The organism is Allopusillimonas soli (genome assembly GCF_004153445.1).
Classification (GTDB): Bacteria; Pseudomonadota; Gammaproteobacteria; order Burkholderiales; family Burkholderiaceae_B; genus Allopusillimonas; species Allopusillimonas soli.
The window spans coordinates 332,779-355,720 of sequence record NZ_SDQC01000002.1 but is presented as its reverse complement, the minus strand read 5'-3'; the positions used below and the strand labels follow the sequence as shown (position 1 = coordinate 355,720).

Below are 22,942 nucleotides of genomic sequence, written 5' to 3'. Positions count from 1 at the left end.
AACTGGCCGGGGATAGTATGGGTTCATGGTAACGCAACAGCGCTGCCCCGTCAGGACATCGGATATCGTTTACGCAGTTCTGATTTTTGTATCTTGCCTGTGGCGGTCAGCGGCATTTCTTCGATAAAAAACACGCTATCGGGCGCGGCCCAGCGTTCCACGCGATCCCGATACAGATCCAGGATGTCTTGCTCGGTAGCCTGCATACCCTGGCGCAGCACTACGGCAAGCATCGGGCGTTCGCCCCATTTTTCATCTTTGCGCGCGATGCAGGCTGCGATCTGAACAGCGGGATGCTCCATGGCGATGTTTTCCATGGCAATGGACGAAATCCATTCCCCGCCCGACTTGATGACGTCCTTGCTGCGGTCGGTGATGCGCACATAGCCATTGCCGTCCACACTGGCTACGTCGCCCGTGGCAAACCATCCTCCGTCCAGTGCCGTATCGGGCTTGTTGTAGTAGCGCTCGATTACCCAATTGCCCCGTATCATCAGATTGCCCGCTGTCTGCCCGTCCCAGGGCAGGCAATGGCCCTCGTCATCCGTAACCTTGATTTGCACGCCGAACAAGGGCCGGCCCTGTGTGGCAAGAATGGCGAGCTTCTTCGCCTCGGGCAGGTTATCGTGTTCGGGCAACAGTGTGCATACCGTGCCGACGGGCGATACCTCAGTCATGCCCCATGCATGGCTTACCTTGACGTCTGCCTCCGCATAGGCCTTGATCATGTGCGCAGGGCATGCGGAACCGCCGATGACGAGGCGCCGAAGCGTGCTGAAGCGTAGTCTGTTCTGCGTGACATGGTCAAGCACGCCCTGCCATACAGTCGGTACGCCTGCAGACATGGTAACGCCTGCGTGTTCGCACAGGGCGTACACAGCCTCACCCCTGAGGTTCGCGCCCGGCAACGCCAGCTTTGCGCCCGATAACAGGCTGGCGTAGGGCAGCCCCCAGGCATTGACATGAAACATGGGCACGACAGGCAGGACAACATCCCTGCAGGAGACATTCAGGCCGTCCGGATGGCAGATGGCCCAAGCGTGCAGAATCGTTGACCGGTGCGAATAGAGCGCGCCTTTGGGATTGCCAGTGGTGCCAGACGTGTAGCAAAGGCCAGCGGCCGTGTTTTCATCGAAAACAGGCCAGTCGAACGTGGGATCATCTTCGGCCAGCCAGGCGTCATACCGGCTGAAGGGCGCCGTCAGCGCCGTCTCGTCGCCCTTCTCCAACCATACCCATTCTTCCACGCAAGGGCACTGCGGCCTCAGACGCTCGACAAGATCGCGAAAATGCGTGTCGACAAACACAATGCGATCCTTGGCGTCGTTAATGATAAAGGCAATCTGCTCCGGATATAGCCGAGGGTTAACGGTGTGGCAGACCGCAGCAATGCCGGATACCGCATAGTAGATTTCCAGATGGCGATACGTATTCCAGGCCAGCGTGGCAACGCGATCGCCAGGTGCGATACCGCGGCGCAGCAGGGCCTGTGCCAGCTGTCGCACTCGCCCGTTGAACTGAGTGTAGTCGTATTCATGGTATTCACCGCCATCCAACGCCGTGACAATGCACTGGTCCGGGCTGGTTTGCACGGCGTGCGACAGTATTGAAGAAATCAGCAAGGGTTCCTGCATCATGTTGCCGGCCAGCATAGTGTGTCTCCTGTCGATGAAATCAATGCAGCTTGACTCGCGGCGCACCACGCTTCATGAGCAGCCGTCCCAGCGCCAGAGCGGCCGTGCGCATTGTGCCGAGCACCGCGCGGTGATGCATGAGGTGCAGGCTCATGTACATGAGCCTGGCCAGCAGGCCTTCCACGAACCAGCTCTTGCCCGACAGCACGCCCATGAGGCTTCCTACGCCGCGCGTGTGGCCCACTGACACCAACGATCCGTAATCCCGGAAACGAAATGGCTGCGCTGGCGCGCATTCTCCGCGAATCCTGGACGCCAGTATGGCCTTCAGATAAGTGGCCTGCTGATGGGCAACCTGCGCCCGGGCCGGCAGCGGCCTGTCCTCGCCCGCCCATGGCGCATGAGCGCAGTCCCCCATGGCAAAAATCGATGAATCGGTTGTCTGCAGTCTGCCATCGACCACAACTTGATGATTGCGGCTGGTTTCCAGGCCCAGCGTTGCCAGCATGGCAGGCGCCTCGATACCGGCAGCCCACACGCACAGGTCAGCGGGATACTCGCGCCCGTCGCTGTCAAGCAGCGAGCGTTCGTTCACACGCGTCACCTTGACCGACGTATGAATCCGGATACCGCGCTCCTCAAGCAGTCGTTGCGCGGTCGCTGACATCTTCTCTGGGAGGGCTGACAGAATGCGTGGGGCACCCTCCAGCAGGGTAATGCGGATATCGCGCCGCGGATCGAGTGCATTCAAGCCATAGAACACCAGGCTGGCGCAGGCTTCCACCAACTCAGCGGCCAGTTCGACGCCTGTGGCGCCTCCGCCCACGATGGCAATGTCCAGCACGCCATCGTCCGCCTGGGCCTTGCGCCGGTTGAGCGTGACGAATTCATGCAGAAGCCGCAGGCGAAAGCGCTCCGCCTGGGCGGTGGAATCCAGGGCGATGGCATGCTCGTCCGCGCCCGGCGTGCCGAAGAAATTGGACTTGCTGCCTATCGCCAGCACCAGGGTGTCGTAGGGTACAGATCTGTCGGGAAGCACCGGGTTCCCGTGGTCGTCGTGCACAGCCTTGAGTTGCACCGTGCGACCCTGGCGATCCAGGCCCTTCATTTCCCCCAGCACGAAGGTGAAGCCACAATCGCGCGCCAGCATGAAATAGGACAGGTCTTCGCGATGGATGTCCAGCGTCCCCGCAGCGACTTCATGCAGGGAGGGCTTCCAGATGTGGCTGTCGGACTGGTCAATGAGCGTGACATGCGCCGGCCCGAACTGGCGGCCGAGTTTTGCCGCCAACTCCAGGCCGCCTGCGCCACCCCCGACAATGACGATTTTATGAAGCGCCCGATCATTCATAGCACACCTTCCAGAATTGAATATGGGCTGGGTTTGAAAGCCCAGCCCATATTAACGGAAGCCTGGTATAAATCGCCAGCGCCGGCTCGCCATGGCACGCCGGCGTCCAGCGGCTATTCGGCCAGACGCTGCCAGGTATCGACGACAGTGTCCGGATTCAGGGACATGGAGAGGATGCCCTCATCTCGCAGCCACTGCGCCAAATCTGGATGGTCGCTGGGGCCCTGGCCGCATATGCCTACATACTTTCCAGCCTTCAGGCAGGCCTGGATGGCACGGCGCAGCATGAACTGCACCGCCTCGTCGCGCTCGTCAAAGTCGGCAGCCAGCAACTCCATGCCGGAATCGCGGTCCAGGCCCAGCGTGAGCTGGGTCATGTCGTTTGAGCCGATGGAGAAGCCATCAAAATACTCAAGGAACTGCTCGGCCAGAATGGCATTGGAGGGCACCTCGCACATCATGACCAGCTTCAGGCCATTCTCGCCGCGGGCAAGGCCATGGCGCGCCAGGAGACTAACGACGCGCTCCGCCTGAGACAGTGTCCTGACAAAGGGCACCATGATTTCGACGTTGGTCAGGCCCATATCGTCGCGCACTTTCTTGAGCGCCTCGCATTCCATGCGAAAACACGCCTCAAAGTCTTCGGAAATGTAGCGCGATGCGCCGCGGAAGCCCAACATGGGGTTTTCTTCCTCAGGCTCGTAGCGCGAGCCGCCGACCAATTTACGATACTCGTTGGACTTGAAATCGGAAAGACGCACAATGACGGGCTTGGGATAGAAGGCCGCCGCCAGCGTGGCCACGCCTTCCGCAAGTTTTTCGACGAAAAAGGCGCGCGGGCTGGCATAGCCTCGGGCCGCCGATTCGACGGCCAGCTTGAGTTCGCCATCGACATTGGGATAGTCGAGCACCGCCTTGGGGTGCACATTGATGTTGTTGTTGATGATGAACTCGAGGCGCGCCAGGCCAACCCCTTCGTTGGGAATCTGGGAAAAATCGAATGCGAGTTGCGGGTTGCCCACATTCATCATGATCTTTACGCCGATCTTGGGCATTTCTCCCCAATGCACCTCTTCGATTTCCGTTTCGATAAGGCCGTCGTAGATGCGCCCCTCGTCGCCCTCGGCGCACGACACCGTAACCTCGCGGCCGCTGCCGAGCACATCGGTAGCATTGGCGCAACCAACCACGGCGGGAATACCGAGTTCACGGGCGATAATGGCAGCGTGGCAGGTGCGTCCGCCACGATTGGTGACAATGGCCGAGGCCAGCTTCATGACCGGTTCCCAATTGGGGTCCGTCATGTCGGTGACCAACACATCACCCGCCTGGACCGTGTCCATTTCGGACACATCGGCCACGACTCTGACGCGGCCGGAGCCGATTTTCTGGCCGATGGCGCGACCAGTGACGAGGATATCGCCCGTAGCCTTCAGGCGGTAACGTTCCTGGATGTCGTTGCTGCCGTGTTGGGACTTCACGGTTTCGGGCCGCGCCTGCAGAATGTACAGTTTGCCATCGATACCGTCGCGCCCCCACTCAATATCCATGGGGCGTTGATAATGCTTTTCGATAATGACCGCGTAACGGGCCAGCTCGATGACTTCGTCGTCGCTGAGCGAGTAACGGTTGCGTTCGGAAACAGGAACATCCACGGTGCGCACAGCGTGACCGGAAGCGCGTTCGGGGTCGAACTCCATCTTGATGAGCTTGGATCCGATGCGGCGGCTCACAATGGGATAGTGGCCCGAAGCCAAGGTCGGCTTGAAGACGTAGAACTCGTCTGGATTGACGGCGCCTTGCACGACGGTCTCGCCCAGGCCATAGGAAGATGTGATGAACACCACGTCGGAGAAGCCCGACTCCGTGTCCAAAGTGAACATGACGCCCGCGCTGCCGCAATCGGAGCGCACCATGCGCTGGATGCCGGCGGAAAGCGCGACTTCGGCGTGCGCGTAGCCCTTGTGGACCCGGTAGGATATCGCCCGGTCGTTGTAGAGCGAAGCAAACACCTGCTTGATCTTGTCGAGCACATCATCGATGCCGACCACGTTCAGGAAGGTTTCCTGTTGGCCGGCAAAAGAGGCGTCGGGGAGATCTTCGGCCGTGGCGGAGGAGCGCACGGCAAAACTGCCCTTGCCGTCCGCGTCAAGCTCGGCAAAGGACGCGCGTATCGCCTGCTCGAACTCGGCAGGCAGCGGCGTATCCACGATCCATTGACGGATCTCTGCCCCAGCATTGGCCAATTCGCGAACATCTTCGGAATTCAGCGTTTCGAGGCGAGCGGCAATGCGCTCGTCCAGCCCCGTCGACTTGAGAAAATCGCGGAAAGCCTGCGCTGTGGTCGCAAAGCCACCCGGGACGCGTACCCCCGCCTCGGACAGCTGGCTGATCATTTCACCAAGTGATGCGTTTTTACCTCCTACCGAGTCCACATCCGTCATGCGGAGCTGCTCGAATGGCACTACATAAGACATAAAAGTCACCTTTGACAATATAAGAAAGCGTGTTTGCTTAGCGCACGACGCTCCTCCGCATACGTGCGGCCGCACCCTGCACTAAGCAAACCAGCCTTGCCTGCTGGCTCGGTGACCTGTGTTAATCTTTGGCGATTGTACCGTTTCTGGGCGCATATCGCGCTCGCATGGCAACCATGTCCGAAAACCTCCTTGAACGCACTGTTTTCGTTGTCTCCGACAGCACCGGCATCACGGCGGAAACATTCAGCAACTCCGTACTGTCGCAGTTCGAGCAGATTCATTTCGAGGTTATCCGAATTCCTTTCATCGATAGCCCCGACAAGGCTGAGGCTGCCGCGGAACGCATCAATCGCTGTGCCACCGAACAAAACGAGCGGCCTCTGGTCTTTAGCACGCTGGTCAATCCCGCCAGCGCCGACAAAATCCGCGCTGCCAACTGCACCTTTCTCGATCTGTTTGGTACTTTTGTACGCCATATCGAGGCCGCGCTCGGCACCAAATCCAATCATTCGGTCGGCCGCTCCCATATGGGGGGGCTGTCCAAGCAGTATCACGCGCGCATCGAAGCCATCAACTTCAGCCTCGCCCATGACGACGGCCAATTCATCCATGGCCTCGAGCAGGCCGATGTCATTCTGGTTGGTGTTTCGCGTTGCGGCAAGACACCCACCAGTCTGTACCTGGCCATGCAATACGCAGTCAAGGCGGCCAACTTTCCGTTGATTCCGGAAGATTTCCAGCGCGGCTCGCTGCCCAAGGCGCTGGCCCCTTACCGCAAGAAGCTGTTTGGCCTGTCCATACAACCCGAACGCCTGGCCGAGGTGCGCAACGAGCGGCGGCCGAACAGCGAATATGCCTCCCTGAAGCAATGTCGCTTTGAAGTGGCCGAGGCCGAGCGCCTCATGCGCATGAAAAATATTCCCTGCGTCTCCACGACGACCAAATCCATCGAGGAGATCTCCACCAAAGTGCTTGAGGAAGTCGGCCTGAACCGTCGTATCTATTGAGCTTGCACTGCACGGCCCAGCCAGCGCCGACGCTGTTCGAACAGACAAATCGCTGCGGCCGCGGCAACGTTCAGCGACTCGACGTACGGCGCCTGGGGTACATATACGCGCAGTTGCGCCAGGGCAGCCAGCTCGGGGCTGGCGCCCTGCCCTTCGTTGCCCATCAGCCAGGCACAGCGCTCGGGCAATGGCACATCGAACAGCGGTTCGCCACCCTCAAGCAGCGTGGCAGCCAGCGGCACGGTCAGGCGCTCGTGGGCCGCAGCCAAATCCACCTGCTCGTGCAGCGTCATGGCAAAGTGCGCGCCCTGGGCACTACGCAAAACCTTGGGTGACCAGGCGGCACACGTGCCCGTAGACAAATAGGCATGACGAATACCAGCCGCCGCCGCGGTACGCAATAGCGTGCCGACATTACCTGGATCCTGGATGCGATCCAGCCACAGACAGTTATGATCGATATACTCGGGCAGGTCAGGTCGAGGAGCCTCGACCATGAAGTAGATACCCTGCCCGCTTTCGACTTGGGACAAGCCCCGCGCCAATCGCGGTTCGCAGGCGATGCTGGCTGCGTCGCCCACCGCCTCGGCAAGTGCGCGCAGCGGGCCGCCGCGGTCCAGGCGTTCGGCGTCAAACACCGCCCTGACCGGGGCGCCATGGTGCTGCAGCCACGCCTGGCACAGATTCAAGCCCTCCAGCAACACAAGGTTTGCGGCATCCCGGCTAGGCCTGCCGCTGGCCAGGCGCAAGAGTTGCTTGTAGAGCGCGTTGTCTCGCGAACTGATGTATTTCATGCGATCAGCAGCCGCACGGGCGCGAAGCTGCGCCTGTGTGCCGGACACGGCCCGTGCAGGGCCAGCCGCTGCAGATGCAGGGAAGTGCCATAGCCCTTGTGTTGATCGAAGCCATAATCGGGATAGCTGGCATGCATTTCAAGACAATAGGCGTCCCGCGCGGTCTTGGCCAGAATGGATGCGGCGGAAATCGCCTTGACGGTGGCGTCGCCGCCGACGACCGGTTCAGCCAGGCAGGCCAACCCGCGCGGCAAGGTATTGCCGTCTATCAGGGCCTTGTCGGGTATGACGGCCAGCCCCTCGCAGGCGCGCCGCATCGCCAGCATAGCTGCCTGCAAAATATTCAGGCTGTCGATTTCCTGGACGGATGCGCTGGCTATACACCAGGCAAGCGCCCGTTCGCGTATTTTGGCCGCAAGCTCTTCGCGGCGCTCAGCCGTGAGCTTCTTGGAGTCGTCCAGCCCGCGAATACGGCGGCCCGGATCCAGAATCACGGCGGCGGCGTACACTGGCCCCGCCAGTGGCCCTCTGCCCGCCTCGTCAATGCCTGCGATGCGTTGCATGGGTGTTGCCAGGGCACCAAACAGGCTGGGCTGGGCGGATGCCGCGCGTCTAGCCACGTCCGGCCTCGGCAAGAATGGCCTGGGCAGCCAGGGCCGGCGTATCGCGCTGAAGGGATTCGTGCATGATACGAAAACGCTCGCCAACCTGCGCCGCATAGGCATGATCGCTGAGTGCTCGCCAACTTGCCTCGGCGAGCTTCTGCGGAGTTGCATCATCCTGGAGCAGCTCCGGTACGACAAAATCGCGGGCCAGCACATTGGGCAGCCCCACCCATGGCACATAGGGGCGCGACTGGCCCGATTTCCATGCCATGATGCGGCGCATAGCGCCCGATAACACGTAGGAAATAACCATGGGCCGCTTGAACAGCGCGGCCTCCAGCGTCGCTGTGCCGCTGGCTGCCAGCACGGCGTCGGCTGCCTCCATGACATTCCAGGCCGGTGGGCGGGCGCCGCGATCGGCATGAGCCGCATCAGCCGCATCCGCGTCGGCTGCGTCAGGTTGCCCCGAGGCGCCGGCCGGCCCGGCCTGACGGTCGATAATTCGGCAATTGCGCAGCGGATGCTGACGAAGTATGGCTTCGAATTCCGCCCTACGCCGACCGTTGACCATGGGCACGAGGAACTGAAGTTCGGGGTCTTGCTGGGCCAGTATGCGGGCGGCCTGCAGAAAACGAGGCGCGAGCAGCCGGATTTCAGAACGGCGACTGCCAGGCAGGATGGCCAGGACGCGCGCATCCTGATCCACACCCAGCCAGTTGCGCGCAGCCGCCTGATCGGGTTCGATCGGGATGACGCTGGCGAGCGGATGACCCACATAGGTCACCGGCACGCCTTCCTTGCGGTATATCTCTTCTTCGAAGGGGAAAAGCACCAGCATGTGGGAGACGGCGGCGCGGATCTTATGAATACGCTCGTAGCGCCAGGCCCAAATCGAAGGCCCCACGAAATGCACGGTGGGAACGCCAGCCTGCTTCAACTGATGCTCCAAGCGCAGGTTGAAGTCTGGTGCATCGATGCCTACAAAGACGTCCGGCCTATCGCCAAGCCAGCGCCGCTTGACGTTCAGGTAGGTGCTCAAGAGACCTGGCAGGCGCTTAATGGCATCCACATAGCCAAACACCGTCAGGGCGTCCATGGGATGCCAGGCCTTGAATCCGGCCCGCTCCATGCCCGGTCCGCCTATACCTTCGCACACGCTGCCGGGCGCACCCTTCCGGATGCCCTGTATGACCCTGGCGGCAAGCAGGTCTCCGGATGGTTCGCCCGCCACCATGCCGATGCGCGGATTCATGATCGTGCAATGCCTCTGGAGGACTCGGCCAGAAAGTCCACCATAAGCGCAACCGCGTCACGGCTTTCCGGCCGCTCTTGCATGAGCGTACGCATAGCCGCCACGGCATCCTCGACCTTCAGGTTGCGTCGATACAAGAGCTTGTAGGCCTCCTTGAGCGCCGAAATGGCTTCGGGCGCATAACCGCGCCGCCCAAGACCCTCGGAGTTGATGCCGACCGGCCGGAAGGGGTCGCCTGCTCCCATGAGATAGGGCGGGATGTCCTGCCGAATGGAGCTGGTGCCGCCCACCATGGTATGGGCGCCGATGCGTACAAACTGATGGATTGCGGATAGGCCGCCTATGATGGCCCAATCGCCGATATGAATGTGGCCGGCGAGCTGTACGCCGTTGGCCAATATGGTGTGGCTGCCCACCTGGCAATCGTGGGCGATGTGTACGTAGGCCATGATCCAGTTGTCATCGCCCAGGCGGGTGACGCCAACATCTTGCGCGGTACCCGTGTTGATGGTGACATACTCGCGCACTGTGTTGCCGTCGCCGATTTCCAGCCGCGTGGGCTCGCCGCTGTATTTCTTGTCCTGCGGCATGCCGCCAATGGAGCAAAAGCGATAGAAATGATTATTGGCGCCTACGGTGGTATGCCCGTCAATAACGCAATGGGGTCCCACCACTGTGCCGGCACCCAGCGACACATGTTCGCCCACGATGCTGTAAGCGCCGATACTGACGTCGTCGGCGACTTTCGCGCCAGGCGCCACAATGGCGGTGGGATGAATGAGATCAGGCATTGTCACGATTCCAGCACACGTATTGCACACATCAGCTTGGCCTCGGCCGCAACCTGGCCATCCACGGTCGCCTGCGCCGTGTACTTACAGATCGAACGGCTGATGCGGTCGGCCGAGACTTCCAGCCGCAGTTGGTCGCCCGGGACAACGGGGCGGCGGAAACGCGCCCCGTCCACGCCAACCAGGTAGTAGGCAATCTTCTTGTCGGACGGATTGACTTCGCTATCGTCCTCAAAGGAAAACAGCGCGGCGGCCTGAGCCAGCGCTTCGATGATCAGCACGCCAGGCATGACTGGGTGATGAGGAAAGTGCCCAGTGAAGAAAGGCTCGTTCATGGAGACATTCTTGATAGCGACCACGCGCTTGCCAGGCACCATTTCCAGTACCCGGTCGACCAGCAGCATCGGATATCGATGCGGGAGGCGGTCCATGATTTGTCTGATGTCGAGTTCCATCTTATGATTCCTGCTTGTTTGCATCACCGGGGGTGATGCGCTGTAGTCTTTCCAGTGCCTGGAAGGGGTTTCAAGAGTTGTTTTTTTCAGTTGCTCTGACCCGGCGCCGCAGTTGCGCCAGTTGGCTGATGACAGCAGCATTGTGTTGCCAGTCGCGATGGGCCGCAAACGGATAGACGCCGGTATAGCGTCCCGGCTCGGAAACGCTGGATGTAATGGCCGTGCCGCCCGAAACATGGACATCGTCGCCAAGCACCAGATGGCCCGACAGCATGGCGGCACCGCCAATTGTGCAACGCTTTCCGATAATGGTCGAGCCGGCAACGCCAACACAGGCCGCAATGGCGGTATGCTCTCCTATCTTGACGTTGTGAGCGATCATGATTTGATTGTCAAGCTTGACGCCATCGCCAATTATCGTGTTTTCGATCGCACCGCGGTCCACTGTCGTGTTCGCGCCGATCTCGACGTCGTCGCCCAGTTGCACGCCGCCAATCTGTGCGATTTTAGTCCAGGCACCGGACCCGCTGCGCGGATCGGGAGCAAAGCCGAAGCCGTCGGCGCCCAGGACGCACCCGGCGTGCAAAATAGCCCGATCGCCCACACTCACGCCGTGATAAAGCGTGACGCGCGCATGCAATAAGCAGTCCCGGCCCAATGTCGAGCCCGCACCGATAATGCAGCCGGGCCCAAGTCGCGTGCCAGCGCCAATCCGCACGCCCGATTCAACGACACAATGCGGGCCCACGGACACATCTGGGGCAACTTGCGCATCGGGCGCGATAGTGGCGCTGGGATGAATGCCGGCAGCAAGACCTTCCAGCCGGTGCTGATCAAACCACTGAGCTAGCAGGGCGTACATGAGATAAGGTTCCGGGCACAGCACCACTTTGTAAGGTGCATCGGCTACGGCATGGCGCTGCCGATCAGCTTCGGTCATGATGACGGCCGCCGCCCTGCAGGAAGACAGCTGATGGCTGAGCCGCGGATTGGCGAGGAAGGAAATCTCCTCGGGGCCGGCGGAAAGCAACGAGCCCAGCCCCCGAATGCGGGGACTGGGCTCGTTGTCGGTTTCTAGCGGCCTGCAGTCGAGGCCCAGGATATTGGCGTTGGCCAGCAGCGTTTGCAAAGTCGGCGCCTGCTCGGGCGCTAGCAATACTGGCATGACCGCTTAGCCGCCCAGCGCCTTCATGACCTGGTCGGTAATATCCACGCGCGGGCTGACCGTGACGGCATCCTGGATGATAAGGTCGTAACCTTGTTGCTCCGCAATCTTCTTGATGGCGGCATCCGCTTTCTCGACAATGTGCGAGAACTCTTCGTTGCGACGGCGATTGAAGTCTTCCTGGAACTCACGACGCTTGCGCTGCAAGTCGGAATCGAGTTCGGCCAGTTGGCGTTGACGCTTGATGCGGTCGGATTCGGACAATACCGGTGCGTCCTTGTCGAATTTTTGGGCCTGGCTGCGCAGCTTGTTGGCCAGATTCTGCAACTCCTGGTCTCGGCCCTTGAACTCGGCTTCGATCTTGGCTTGCGCGGCCTTGGCCGGCTTGGAGTCGCGCAGAATGCGTTCTGTGCTCACAAAGCCGATCTTGGTGCCCTGCGCCTGTACCGGCGTTGCGATGGCGGCACCTAGCCCCAGCACCGCTGCCAGCACGAGGGCACGGTTGCCACGGGCAAGGCCTTGAATGGTGGAGGAAACTTTTAAAGCGAATTGAGACTTCATGAAAAATCTACCTTGCAAAATAGCAGAGATAAAACGTTTATTGTGCCATTAAATAGCCAGCATCAAAAACCGGTGCCAATCTGGAACTGGAACGCCTGCTTGTCGTCCCCTTCCTTGGCGTTGAGAGCGCGGCCCCATGAAAGCTGCAGGGGCCCCAGCGGAGACTGCCACGACAGGCCCACACCGGCCGCATACTTCCAGCCGCATGGATCTTCTGCATAGTTGTTGCGGCCCCTCGCGCATTCGCCCTGCGGATTATCGACCTTCCCGGCATCGGCAAAGATGAACCAGCGCAAGGTGCGGTCGCGCGTGGCACCCGGGAAAGGCAGATAAAGCTGCATGTTGCCGTATACGCGCCGCGCACCACCCAGATAATCATCCGTCTTGGTATCGCGCCCGCCCAGCGACGCGCCCTCGTAGCCGCGTACGGAGCCGATGCCGCCGCCATAGACGTTCTTGATGACCGGGAAGTCCTTGTCGCTGTACGAGCGGCCCCAGTCGACGGCGCCATTGAACGCCAGCGTGAAGGCGCGGCCCAGAGGCAGATAATACTGCTGCTGCGCGCTGAGCATGTAGTACTCAAGGTCGAGTATGGAGTAATCGGCCGACAGACGCGTATAACTGCCCTCGGTGGGTGCCAGCGCACTGTCGCGCGTATCCTTGGACCAGCCCAGGTTGAAGATCAGGGAGTTCGTGGATTCGCCGTACTGATCGACAAAGTCATGATAAGCCTGCGGCGTGTAGTTGGCGCTCAGGTCCGACAGCTTGTTGTGCTCGTAGCTGACGCCGGCGAAAATGCGATCATTCTCGGAGATGGGCACACCGAAATTGAAGCCACCGCCGTATGACGTGACGCGGTAGTCGCCGATGCCGCGGTCGCTGTCATAGGGTGTGGTGCGGCGATAATACAGCGACGTGGTCTTGCTGATGCCGTCCTTGGTCCAGTATGGGTCAGTATGCGACAGCACAAGCGCGCGGTTGTATTCGCTGGTGTTCACGTTCAGCGAAAGGGTGTTGCCGCTGCCAAAAATGTTGTCCTGGCTGATGCCGGCGGACAGAATCACGCCGTCCGTGGAGCCATAGCCCACCCCCAGGTTGATCAGGCCCGTGGGCTTTTCCTTGACATCGACGTTGATATCGATCTGGTCGGTCGAGCCTGGCACCGGCTCCGACGACACATTGACCTCGTTGAAGTAACCCAGGCGGTCGATGCGGTCACGAGAATTCTTGATAGCGTTGCCGTCGTACCATGCCGCTTCCTGCTGGCGCATTTCCCGCCGGATGACTTCGTCCCGCGTGCGCGTGTTGCCGCCGATCTGGATACGCCGCACATAAACGCGCTTGCCAGGGTCGACGTAGAAGGTCAAGTCGGTTTCGTGATTGTCGCGGTCCAGCACCGGGTTGGGATTGACGTTGGCGAAGGCATACCCCAGCGTACCCAGATATTCAGTGATCGCCTTGGCCGTTTCATTGGTCTTGGCCGCCGAGAATGTTTCCCCTGCCTTGACGGCAATCAGATCCCGGATGTTCTTGTCGAGCCCCAGCAGATTGCCGGCCAGCTTTACGCTGCGCACCTTGTAGGGCTCGCCCTCATGCACGGTGTAGGTGATAAAGATGTGTTCGCGGTCAGGAGAAATCGTGACTTGGGGCGCTTCGGCAGAGTATTCAAGATAGCCGCGATCCAGGTAGAAGGATCGCAGGCGCTCGACATCGCCCTCGAGCTTCTCGCGCGAATACTTGTCGGTTCCGGTGTACCACGTCATCATGCCGGACGTGGTCAAGTCCATTGCATCGCGCAGGTCGTCATCGGAAAAGGCCTTGTTCCCAACGACATCGATCTCACTGATGTGGGCGCGCTCGCCTTCGAATATCTCGAAGCTGACGCCAACCCGATTGCGGGGCAGCGGCGTGATGATGGGGTTGATCTCGACGCCGTACTTGCCCTTGGAAAGATATTGCTGTTCGATCTCGAAACGCGCGCGTTCCAGCATGGAGCGGTCGAACACCCTGCCCTCGCCGAAGCCAACCTGCTTGAGCGACTGCGTGATGCCCTTGACGTCGAACTCGCGCATGCCGTTGAAGCTGACCGACGCGATGGTGGGGCGTTCTTGGACTGTAACCACCAGCACATCGTTGGCGGTGTCGATGCGGACGTCGCTGAAGAAGCCGGTGGCATAAAGACGCTGGATAGCCTCGCTGGCTTCGGCTTCAGTGAACTCTTCGCCCACTTTCACGGGAAGGTAGCTGAACACGGTGCCGGCATCCACTCGCTGTATGCCATTTACCTTGATGTCACGCACCACAAATGGCGTGAATGCATGGGCCAGCGCTGGAAGACACAGCGCCACCAGCAAGGCGGGCAAACCGCGCCTGAGGAAAGGGGTTTTCCGGCTAAACGACATCCTGGACGGTCCTTGGACTAAATGGTGGAAGATTGTAAGTTAGAAAGCATCAACTGAAAAGGCGCGAAAAATCATTGAAAAACGCCAATCCCATCAGGGCCGCAAGCAGACCCAGCCCCACTCGCTGGCCGTTTTCGAACCAGCTTTCGGGCACGGGTTTACCGCGTACGGCTTCAAATAAGTAATACATAAGGTGGCCGCCATCAAGCATGGGGATGGGTAGCAAATTTAACACGCCTATGCTTACGCTGATCAGTGCCAGAAACCCTATGTAAGCGGCGAACCCCATGCGCGCAGTCTGCCCGGCATAGTCCGCGATGGTGACCGGGCCACTGACATTACGCAGCGACACGTCGCCCACGACCATGCGCCCCATCATCTTGAGCGAATACCAGACCGTATCCACAGTGCGGCTGACACCTCGTGTCACGCTCTCGAACAAACCGTAGCGTACCGTAACCATGGGAAAATCAGGCCCGAGCACGACGCCGATGCGTCCGATGTCACGTCCATCGCTCGCGGTTTCCCTTTGAGGCGTGATGCGCAGCGTAAGGGCCGTGCCGTCGCGCATGAGCGTCAGAGGCAGGGTCTGCCCGGGGTGGGCCTGGATTTCGCGCACCAGCGCATTGGCATCGGGCGTCTGCAAATTGCCCGCAGCCACGATGATGTCTCCCTTCCGAAGGCCAGACTGCGCGCCAGCGCCATCGGGCAAGACCTGGGTGATCAGCGGCCGCGGCGCAGCCAGCCTCAGGCCCGCCTGCACCATGGGATCGGCGTCTTCAGGCGATTGGGATGCGGCGGGTGGCACGACGAGCGTACGCTCGCGCTCGTTGCCAGCTGATGACTCGACATCGAGCGTGACTTGCCCACCGCTTGACAGCACGTCGAGCAGCTGCCAGCGCACCTGACTCCAGGACTGAACGGCGTGGCCGCCGACGCCTGTGATGCGGTCGCCTTCGGTGAGCCCCGCCTGCGCGGCGGCGGTGCCGGCCGGTGGCGAAGCCAGTATGGCCGCGGGTTCGCGCGTTCCCGCAAAATTCAACAGGCTGTAAAGAATAGCCGCCAAAAGGAGATTGGCCATGGGGCCGGCGAGGACGATGGCGCTGCGCTGCGCCAGCGGCTTGTTGTTGAAGGCAGATGCCGCCTGGGCGGCCGAAGCGTCCGCTGGCGCATCGTCGAGCATCTTCACATACCCGCCCAGCGGTATGGCGGACAAGGCCCATTCGGTGCCTTGCCTGTCAACGCGGCGCATAAGCACTTTGCCAAAACCGATGGAAAAGCGCAGGACGCGCACACCGCATCGGCGTGCAACCCAATAATGGCCCAACTCATGGAATGTGATCAGCACACCCAGGGCGACCGCGAAAGCAATAAGTGTATACAGCATGGCGCTCGAGAATAACGGCCGGTCAGGATCCGGATATGCAAAGCTCGCTGGCCAGGCCGCGGGCCTGCGCGTCGAGGTCCAGAACCTCGTCCAGTGTATCTGGCCTTGGCATGGCCTTTGCAGACATCCGCTCCAGGCAGGACTCTATGATACAGGCGATACGAGTATAGCCAATTTGATGCTTGAGAAACCGGTCTACAGCGACCTCGTTCGCGGCATTCAGCGCAACGCAGGCGGCCTGCCCGGCACGCAAGGCCTCGAAGGACAGACGCAGGCAGGGAAAGCGCTCCAGATCGGGCAGTTCGAAGTCCAGCCGGCCCATGGCGGCGAGATCGAACAACCCCACCCCGCTATCTATGCGCTCCGGAAAGCCCAGCGCGTAAGCGATGGGTGTGCGCATGTCCGGCTGTCCAAGCTGGGCCAGTACGGATCCGTCCTCGTACTCGACCATGGAATGCACCATACTCTGAGGATGCACCACCACCTGTATGCGCTCTTCAGGCATGGCAAAGAGCCAATGCGCTTCGATGACCTCCAGCCCCTTGTTGAGCATGGTTGCCGAGTCCACGGAAATCTTCCGGCCCATGCGCCAATTGGGATGCGCGCATGCCTGGTCGGGGGTTACATGGTCCAGCTGTTCGCGTGCCATGGCGCGAAAAGGCCCCCCCGACGCCGTCAGGAGCAGGCGCCGCACGCCTGGTGCGGGCTGGGTGGGCGCCTGTGCCCTGCCTCCGTGCGGCATGCACTGGAAAATGGCATTGTGCTCGCTGTCTATGGGAAGCAGTTCGGCGCCGCACTCTCGGACGGTGCGCATAAAGAGGCCACCCGCAGCCACCAGTGCTTCCTTGTTGGCCAGCAGCACACGCTTTCCGGCCCGCGCAGCCGCCAGCGCAGAAGGCAGGCCGGCAGCACCCACGATAGCCGCCATGACGGAAGTGACCTCCGGGTCGGCCGCAGTGTCGGCCAGCGCCTGGGCGCCGACACGGATTTCAGGCATCGCGCCACCCGGCCAGGCATTCAGGAATCGCTGGCGGGCGCCGTCGTCGGCCACTACGACGACCCGGGCGCTCGTGGCCGCCGCCTGCGCAGCAAGGCGCTCGATACGGCTGTGCGCGCTGAGCGCGTAGACCGCCAGCCGCTCAGGATGTCTGGCAATGACATCCAGCGTGTTTTGTCCTATGGAGCCGGTTGAGCCCAGCACACATACCTGTTGCATAATCATGACATGGAATGTCCGGTAATCAGCATGAATGCCACCGGTGCCACTGGCAACAATGCGTCGATGCGATCATAGACCCCACCATGCCCGGGCAGCAACTGGCTGGAGTCCTTGACACCCGCCCTGCGCTTGAGCAGGGATTCAAACAGATCGCCCACGATGGACAGCGCAGCGAGCAGGGCCGCAAGGCACGGCACGCTCCAGGCTGGCCAGTGCTGGGCGAGCTCATGGCCGAAACTGCCTGGCCACATCATGGTCAAGGATACCCAGAGCGTGGCGGCGGCAACACCGCCTATGGCACCCTCCCAGGTCTTGCCTGGGCTGACGCGCGGGGCAAGCTTGCGCCGTCCGAAGGCGCGGCCCGTGAAATACGCCGCAATGTCCGCGAACCAGATCAGCGCCAGCAACGTGACCAGAAACCATGCTCCGTGTATGCGAAACAGCTGCAGCAGGGCAGCCCATGCAGCCACCACTGCCAAGAGGCCGAAAAGACTGAGCAGGCGTCCATGCGCCGCATGCGTGGCCTGCCCCTGGACAACCAGGGTTGTAGCGCCCAGCACCCATGCAAGCGCCATGCAAGGGATGGCCCAGTCGTTGAGGGCAAGGAGAAGCGTCCAGGTCCAGGGGGACGCGGGCTGAGACAGCCATCCGGTCACAAAGCACAGCATGACGATGCCTGTGATGGCGGCGACGCCGGCAGGAAGATGGCTGCCGGTGCGCTGCGTGAGCCTGAGCCATTCCCAGAGCGCGCATGCGGCCATGAGCGTGAGCAATACAGCCAGCGGCCAAGGCGTCGGCGCAAGCAGCGCCGCCAGCAGGACAACCAGCAGGACGATTGCCGTCAGAACACGCTGCTTGAGCATCGGATCTCCTCAGTTCTTGTCGGCGAGTTGGGCGCTTGTGCGCCCAAAGCGCCGCTCTCTGTCCTTGTACCACGCAAAGGCGTCGTCAATGTCCCGGGGGCCGAAATCAGGCCAGTAGGCGGGAGAAAAATAAAGCTCGGTGTAGGCGAGCTGCCAGATAAGGAAATTGGAAATGCGCTGTTCACCGCCGGTGCGAATGAACAGATCGGGCTCGGGCGCGTAGGCCATGGACAGATAACCGGCCAGTGCGGCCTCGTCGATGCGCTCGGGATGCGCCGCATATTCGGGATGCTGGGCCAGAAGGCGTTGCGTGGCCTGGAGGATGTCCCATCGGCCGCCGTAATTTGCGGCAATGGTGAGATTGAGCGTACTGTTGTGTACCGTACTTTCCTCTGCGTCACGGATGAGTTCCTGTAGCCGCGGTTCGAAACGCCCGATGTCGCCCACAATGCGCAGGCGGACACCCTGCTCCTGGAGCTTTCCGACTTCCTTTTCGAGCGTCTGGATGAATAGACGCATAAGCAGGGATACTTCTTCCTGCGGCCTGCGCCAGTTTTCCGAACTAAAGGCAAACAGCGTGAGGAATTCGACGCCGCGACGGCCGCAGGACTCGACAACCCTGCGAACCGCCTGCACCCCGCGCATATGACCCGCGGTGCGCGGAAGAAAACGATCGGTGGCCCAGCGTCCATTGCCATCCATGATGATCGCCAAGTGGCGAGGCACGGAGGAATGCTCGGGAATATCGAGAGTCGAGGAACTGACTGGCATGGGCTCGGGAACAGGCGGCGCGCAGACGCTACACAGTCATGATTTCCGCTTCTTTCTGGGAAACCAGCTTGTCGACTTCGGCGACATGCCGATCAGTAAGCTTCTGGATGTCATCCTGCATGCGGCGCTCGTCGTCCTCGGAAATTTCTTTTTCCTTGACCATTTTCTTGAGCGCGTCATTGGCGTCGCGACGCAGATTGCGGATGGCAATCTTGGCATCCTCGCCCTCGGTCCGCACCACCTTGGTCAGGTCGCGGCGACGCTCTTCGGTGAGCGCAGGCATGGGAACACGGATATTCTCGCCCATGGCAATGGGATTGAGCCCCAGGTCCGAATCGCGGATGGCTTTTTCCACTGGGCCGGCCATGCTTTTTTCCCACACCTGCACGCTGATGGTGCGCGCGTCGATGAGATTGATATTGGCCACCTGGCTGACAGGCACGGGCGAGCCGTAATATTCGACCAGAACGTGGTCCAGCAGGCCCGCATGGGCGCGCCCGGTCCGGATTTTGGCCAGGCCTGATTTGAGCGACTCGATCGACTTGCCCATGCGGGTTTCAGCCGATTTTCTGACCTCGATGAGACTCATTGCTTTTCCTTTCTTAAACGTGCACCAGCGTGCCTTCGTCCTCGCCGGCCACCGCGCGCTTGAGCGCGCCAGGTTTGTTGATGGAAAATACCTTGATGGGCAGTTTCTGGTCTCGGCACAAGGCGAATGCGGTCGCATCCATGACCTCCAGCCTACGGACAATAGCCTCGTCGAAGCTGATGCGGGCATAACGCGTGGCGTCAGGATCCTTGTTCGGATCGGCGCTGTAGATGCCGTCCACCTTTGTGGCCTTCAGCACGATTTCAGCGCCGATCTCGGCGCCCCGCAGCGCGGCGGCGGTATCAGTGGTGAAGAACGGGTTGCCGGTGCCCGCCGCGAAGATGACAACCTTGCCTTCCTCGAGGTAGCGCAGCGCCTTGGGACGGATATAAGGCTCGACCACCTGGTCAAGATTGAGCGCGGACTGGACGCGTGCGTCGACGCCTCTGTTTTTCAGGGCATCCTGCAGTGCAAGCGCATTCATGACCGTGGCCATCATGCCCATGTAGTCGGCCGTCGCGCGATCCATGCCCTGCGCGCCCGGCGCAACGCCCCGGAAAATATTGCCGCCGCCTATGACGATGGCGAGCTCCACGCCGAGCGCCACGACCTCGGCAATTTCCTCAGTCATGCGCAGTATCGTGGAACGGTTGATCCCAAACGCATCTTCGCCCATCAGCGCTTCGCCGGACAATTTGAGCAGGACGCGCTTATAAGATCGAGAGGTCATCGGTAGTTCTTCCCAGAAAACAATCCAACGAAAGTGTAAGCCAGACTCGAACCTGCGTCATGACGCAGGCCCGGATTTTTTTCGAGACACGCCACGCCGGGCTATGTCCCGCACAGTCTGACTCAGCTCGCGCTGGCCGCTGCGGCGACTTCAGCCGCGAAGTCCTCGGACTTCTTCTCGATACCTTCGCCGACCACGTACAGGGCGAAGCGGGCAATGCCGGCGCCCTTTTCCTTGAGCATTTGCTCAACGGACTGCTTGTCGTTCTTGACGAAAGGCTGGGACAACAGCGTGACTTCCTTGAGGAACTTCTGAACGGAACCCTCGACCATCTTGGTGACGATCTCGGCCGGCTTGCCCGACTCGGCCGCCTTCTGTTCGGCAACCGAGCGTTCAGTTGCGATGTCTTCCGCGGGAACGCCGGCGGCATCGAGCGCCTTGGGCTTGGTGGCCGCAATATGCATGGCCAGATCCTTGCCGACATCCTCGGAGCCCGAGAAATCGACCAGAACACCGATGCGGCCGCCATGCACGTAGCTGGCCAGTTGGTTTTCGGTTTCGAAGCGCTGGAAGCGGCGCACGGACATGTTTTCACCGATCTTGCCCACCAAGGCAGAGCGGGTGGATTCCACGGTACCGTCGCCCATTGCCTGTTCATTCAGCGCGGCGACATCAGCGGGATTCTTTTCGGCCACGATCTGGGCCAACTGGTTCACAAAAGCGATGAAATCGTCGTTCTTGGCGACGAAATCGGTTTCGCAATTGACCTCGATGATGGCGCCGACCTGCTTGCCCGAGGCAATATGCAGACCGATCAGACCTTCAGCGGTGATGCGGGCGGCAGCCTTGCTGGCCTTGTTGCCCAGCTTGACTCGAAGAATTTCCTCGGCGCGAGCCATATCGCCCTCGGCTTCGGTGAGCGCCTTCTTGCACTCCATCATGGGCGCATCAGTCTTCTCGCGCAGTTCTTTAACCATGGATGCGGTGATTTGAGCCACAATTCTCTCCAATTATCTAAAACACGCCCCGGTCGGGCCGGGGCAGGTGCGAAGCGACGGCGCCGCGCCCCAGGCCAGCGGCGCACGTGCTCAGGAGCGCCCCTCCGGGCGCCGGGCGGAACTTACTCGCGCTCTTCCTCGACCTCGACGAACTCCTCGCCCTCGGTGATTTCCTCGACCAGGCCGTTCAGGTTCTGTTCGCGGCCTTCGAGTACCGCATCGGCAATGCCGCGGGCATAAAGAACGATGGCCTTGGCGGAATCATCGTTGCCGGGGATGACGTGTTCGACGCCATCGGGGGAATGGTTGGTATCAACTACGCCGACCACGGGAATGCCCAGGGTGCCGGCCTCGGCGACGGCGATCTTGTGATAGCCCACATCGATGACGAACAGCGCATCCGGCAGCGTGTTCATGTCCTTGATGCCGCCGATGGACTTGTTAAGCTTGGCCAGCTCGCGTTCGAACATGAGCGCTTCCTTCTTGCTCATGGACTCGGTGACGCCTTCGGCCTGCTGGGCTTCCATTTCCTTGAGGCGCTTGACCGAGGTCTTGACCGTCTTGAAATTGGTCATCATGCCGCCCAGCCAGCGGCTATCGACATAGGGCATACCGCAGCGGGCCGCTTCGGCGGCAATGGTTTCGCGCGCTGCGCGCTTGGTGCCGACGAACAGGATTGTGCCTCCGCGCGCAGCCAGTTGGCGAACGAACTTCTGGGCATCAATGAATTTGTCAACCGTACGCTCGAGGTTGACGATATGGATTTTGTTGCGCTGGCCGAAGATGTACTGGGCCATTTTGGGGTTCCAGAAACGGGTCTGGTGGCCAAAATGCACACCGGCTTCCAGCATTTCACGCATCAAAGACATGATATTCTCCAAGGGTTGGGTCTTGTGCCGGGACATGCATCCGCAAAGCGCCTGCGCCATGCGCACAAGTTAATCGGAACTCCGACAACCTGGCACAGGCAAGGCCTGAATTGGACACCCTCTGGTTGCCCGGCACGCGATTTACAAAGGGCAAAACTTCAGGAAAGCCTATAATTCTATCATTTTTTCAGGCAAATATTCATTCGTCATGAGCAGTCTCGTCACCGATCCCGCCGACCTGGCAAAAATGCGCGCCGCCTGCCGGGACGCAGCATCCATTCTTGATTACCTGACCCCCCATGTGCAGCCAGGCATTACCACCGGCGAACTGGACAGGCTATGCATGGAATACCTGACCAATGTGCTCGGTGTGAAGTCGGCCACCGTGGGCTATGCGCCACCGGGCTACACCCCCTTCCCCGCGTCCATCTGCACTTCCGTCAATCATGTCATCTGCCACGGCATTCCCGGCGACAAGGTGCTCAAGAACGGCGACATCATGAACATTGATGTCACCATCATCAAGGACGGCTGGTTTGGGGATACAAGCCGCATGTATTACATCGGCGAACCGTCCATTCTGGCTCGCCGCTTGGTCAACACCACATTCGACTGCATGTGGCTGGGCATCCAGCAGGTGCGTCCGGGCGCCACGCTTGGCGATGTCGGGCACGCCATCCAGAAGCATGCGGAGAAACAAGGATTTTCCGTGGTGCGCGAGTACTGCGGCCATGGCGTCGGACGCAAGTTCCACCAGGATCCGCAGGTTCTTCATTACGGCAAGCCCGGCACGGGCGTACGGCTCGAGCCCGGCATGATATTCACCATCGAGCCCATGCTGAACGCAGGCCGAAAGGAAATACGCACACTGGCCGATGGCTGGACTGTCGTTACCCGAGACCACAGCCTTTCCGCCCAGTGGGAGCACAGCATACTGGTTACTGACACTGGCTACGAAGTCCTGACGGTTTCAGAAGGCATGCAGGCGCCGCCCGATTTCATCCAGGCTGCCTGACATC

At 60.7% G+C, this 22,942-nt stretch carries 21 protein-coding genes; 2 read left to right on the top strand and 19 right to left on the bottom strand.

Annotation, left to right across the window (positions count from 1 at the left end; all coding sequences use genetic code 11):
* Positions 1–50: 50 nt before the first annotated feature.
* The 3 genes from ERD78_RS07425 to ppsA form a co-directional block, all read right to left on the bottom strand.
* Positions 51–1,652 carry a long-chain fatty acid--CoA ligase gene (locus ERD78_RS07425; protein ID WP_245152379.1) on the bottom strand — a complete coding sequence of 534 codons (1,602 nt, stop codon included), beginning with the start codon at positions 1,650–1,652 and terminating at the stop codon, positions 51–53.
* Between the two features lie 22 nt (positions 1,653–1,674).
* Positions 1,675–2,985 carry an NAD(P)/FAD-dependent oxidoreductase gene (locus ERD78_RS07420; protein WP_129968645.1) on the bottom strand — a complete coding sequence of 437 codons (1,311 nt, stop codon included), beginning with the start codon at positions 2,983–2,985 and terminating at the stop codon, positions 1,675–1,677.
* A gap of 113 nt (positions 2,986–3,098) precedes the next feature.
* Complete coding sequence (ppsA, locus tag ERD78_RS07415; RefSeq protein ID WP_129968644.1) at positions 3,099–5,462, bottom strand: phosphoenolpyruvate synthase; 2,364 nt, start codon at positions 5,460–5,462, stop codon at positions 3,099–3,101.
* A gap of 176 nt (positions 5,463–5,638) precedes the next feature.
* Here ppsA and ppsR point away from each other — a divergent pair, with 176 nt between their 5' ends.
* Positions 5,639–6,472 (top strand): posphoenolpyruvate synthetase regulatory kinase/phosphorylase PpsR, encoded by an 834-nt coding sequence (gene ppsR, locus ERD78_RS07410; RefSeq protein WP_129968643.1) that lies wholly within the window; start codon positions 5,639–5,641, stop codon positions 6,470–6,472.
* Here the strand turns inward: ppsR and ERD78_RS07405 are convergent.
* The 16 genes from ERD78_RS07405 to rpsB form a co-directional block, all read right to left on the bottom strand.
* Positions 6,466–7,266, bottom strand: coding sequence for a TrmH family RNA methyltransferase (locus ERD78_RS07405; protein WP_129968642.1), 801 nt, complete (start codon positions 7,264–7,266; stop codon positions 6,466–6,468). The genes ppsR and ERD78_RS07405 overlap by 7 nt on opposite strands.
* A complete protein-coding gene (rnhB, locus tag ERD78_RS07400; RefSeq protein ID WP_129969087.1) occupies positions 7,263–7,829 on the bottom strand; it encodes a ribonuclease HII in 567 nt (188 codons plus the stop codon). The genes ERD78_RS07405 and rnhB overlap by 4 nt, the downstream gene beginning before the upstream one ends.
* A 49-nt stretch (positions 7,830–7,878) precedes the next feature.
* Positions 7,879–9,123 (bottom strand): lipid-A-disaccharide synthase, encoded by a 1,245-nt coding sequence (gene lpxB / locus ERD78_RS07395; RefSeq protein WP_129968641.1) that lies wholly within the window; start codon positions 9,121–9,123, stop codon positions 7,879–7,881.
* Complete coding sequence (gene lpxA / locus ERD78_RS07390; RefSeq protein ID WP_129968640.1) at positions 9,120–9,914, bottom strand: acyl-ACP--UDP-N-acetylglucosamine O-acyltransferase; 795 nt, start codon at positions 9,912–9,914, stop codon at positions 9,120–9,122. The genes lpxB and lpxA overlap by 4 nt, the downstream gene beginning before the upstream one ends.
* Positions 9,915–9,916: 2 nt before the next feature.
* Complete coding sequence (fabZ, locus tag ERD78_RS07385; RefSeq protein WP_129968639.1) at positions 9,917–10,369, bottom strand: 3-hydroxyacyl-ACP dehydratase FabZ; 453 nt, start codon at positions 10,367–10,369, stop codon at positions 9,917–9,919.
* Between the two features lie 70 nt (positions 10,370–10,439).
* Positions 10,440–11,534, bottom strand: a complete 1,095-nt coding sequence (gene lpxD / locus ERD78_RS07380; RefSeq protein ID WP_129968638.1) for a UDP-3-O-(3-hydroxymyristoyl)glucosamine N-acyltransferase — start codon at positions 11,532–11,534, stop codon at positions 10,440–10,442.
* A 6-nt stretch (positions 11,535–11,540) separates the two neighbouring features.
* On the bottom strand, positions 11,541–12,095 hold the full coding sequence (locus ERD78_RS07375) for an OmpH/Skp family outer membrane protein (RefSeq protein WP_129968637.1): 555 nt from the start codon (positions 12,093–12,095) through the stop codon (positions 11,541–11,543).
* Between the two features lie 62 nt (positions 12,096–12,157).
* Positions 12,158–14,497 (bottom strand): outer membrane protein assembly factor BamA, encoded by a 2,340-nt coding sequence (bamA, locus tag ERD78_RS07370; RefSeq protein WP_129968636.1) that lies wholly within the window; start codon positions 14,495–14,497, stop codon positions 12,158–12,160.
* A 49-nt stretch (positions 14,498–14,546) separates the two neighbouring features.
* Positions 14,547–15,884, bottom strand: coding sequence for an RIP metalloprotease RseP (rseP, locus tag ERD78_RS07365; RefSeq protein WP_129968635.1), 1,338 nt, complete (start codon positions 15,882–15,884; stop codon positions 14,547–14,549).
* A 22-nt stretch (positions 15,885–15,906) separates the two neighbouring features.
* A complete protein-coding gene (locus ERD78_RS07360; protein ID WP_129968634.1) occupies positions 15,907–17,106 on the bottom strand; it encodes a 1-deoxy-D-xylulose-5-phosphate reductoisomerase in 1,200 nt (399 codons plus the stop codon).
* Positions 17,103–17,966 (bottom strand): phosphatidate cytidylyltransferase, encoded by an 864-nt coding sequence (locus ERD78_RS07355; protein ID WP_129968633.1) that lies wholly within the window; start codon positions 17,964–17,966, stop codon positions 17,103–17,105. The genes ERD78_RS07360 and ERD78_RS07355 overlap by 4 nt, the downstream gene beginning before the upstream one ends.
* Positions 17,967–17,975: 9 nt before the next feature.
* Positions 17,976–18,737, bottom strand: coding sequence for a polyprenyl diphosphate synthase (uppS, locus tag ERD78_RS07350; protein ID WP_129968632.1), 762 nt, complete (start codon positions 18,735–18,737; stop codon positions 17,976–17,978).
* 28 nt (positions 18,738–18,765) lie between these two features.
* A complete protein-coding gene (gene frr, locus ERD78_RS07345; RefSeq protein WP_129968631.1) occupies positions 18,766–19,326 on the bottom strand; it encodes a ribosome recycling factor in 561 nt (186 codons plus the stop codon).
* 13 nt (positions 19,327–19,339) lie between these two features.
* Positions 19,340–20,056 carry a UMP kinase gene (gene pyrH / locus ERD78_RS07340; RefSeq protein ID WP_129968630.1) on the bottom strand — a complete coding sequence of 239 codons (717 nt, stop codon included), beginning with the start codon at positions 20,054–20,056 and terminating at the stop codon, positions 19,340–19,342.
* Between the two features lie 122 nt (positions 20,057–20,178).
* Complete coding sequence (gene tsf / locus ERD78_RS07335) at positions 20,179–21,054, bottom strand: translation elongation factor Ts (protein WP_129968629.1); 876 nt, start codon at positions 21,052–21,054, stop codon at positions 20,179–20,181.
* A gap of 122 nt (positions 21,055–21,176) precedes the next feature.
* A complete protein-coding gene (rpsB, locus tag ERD78_RS07330) occupies positions 21,177–21,923 on the bottom strand; it encodes a 30S ribosomal protein S2 (RefSeq protein WP_129968628.1) in 747 nt (248 codons plus the stop codon).
* 208 nt (positions 21,924–22,131) lie between these two features.
* Between rpsB and map the strand changes: the two genes are divergently transcribed.
* Positions 22,132–22,938 carry a type I methionyl aminopeptidase gene (map, locus tag ERD78_RS07325; protein WP_129968627.1) on the top strand — a complete coding sequence of 269 codons (807 nt, stop codon included), beginning with the start codon at positions 22,132–22,134 and terminating at the stop codon, positions 22,936–22,938.
* The last annotated feature ends 4 nt before the right edge of the window (positions 22,939–22,942 follow it).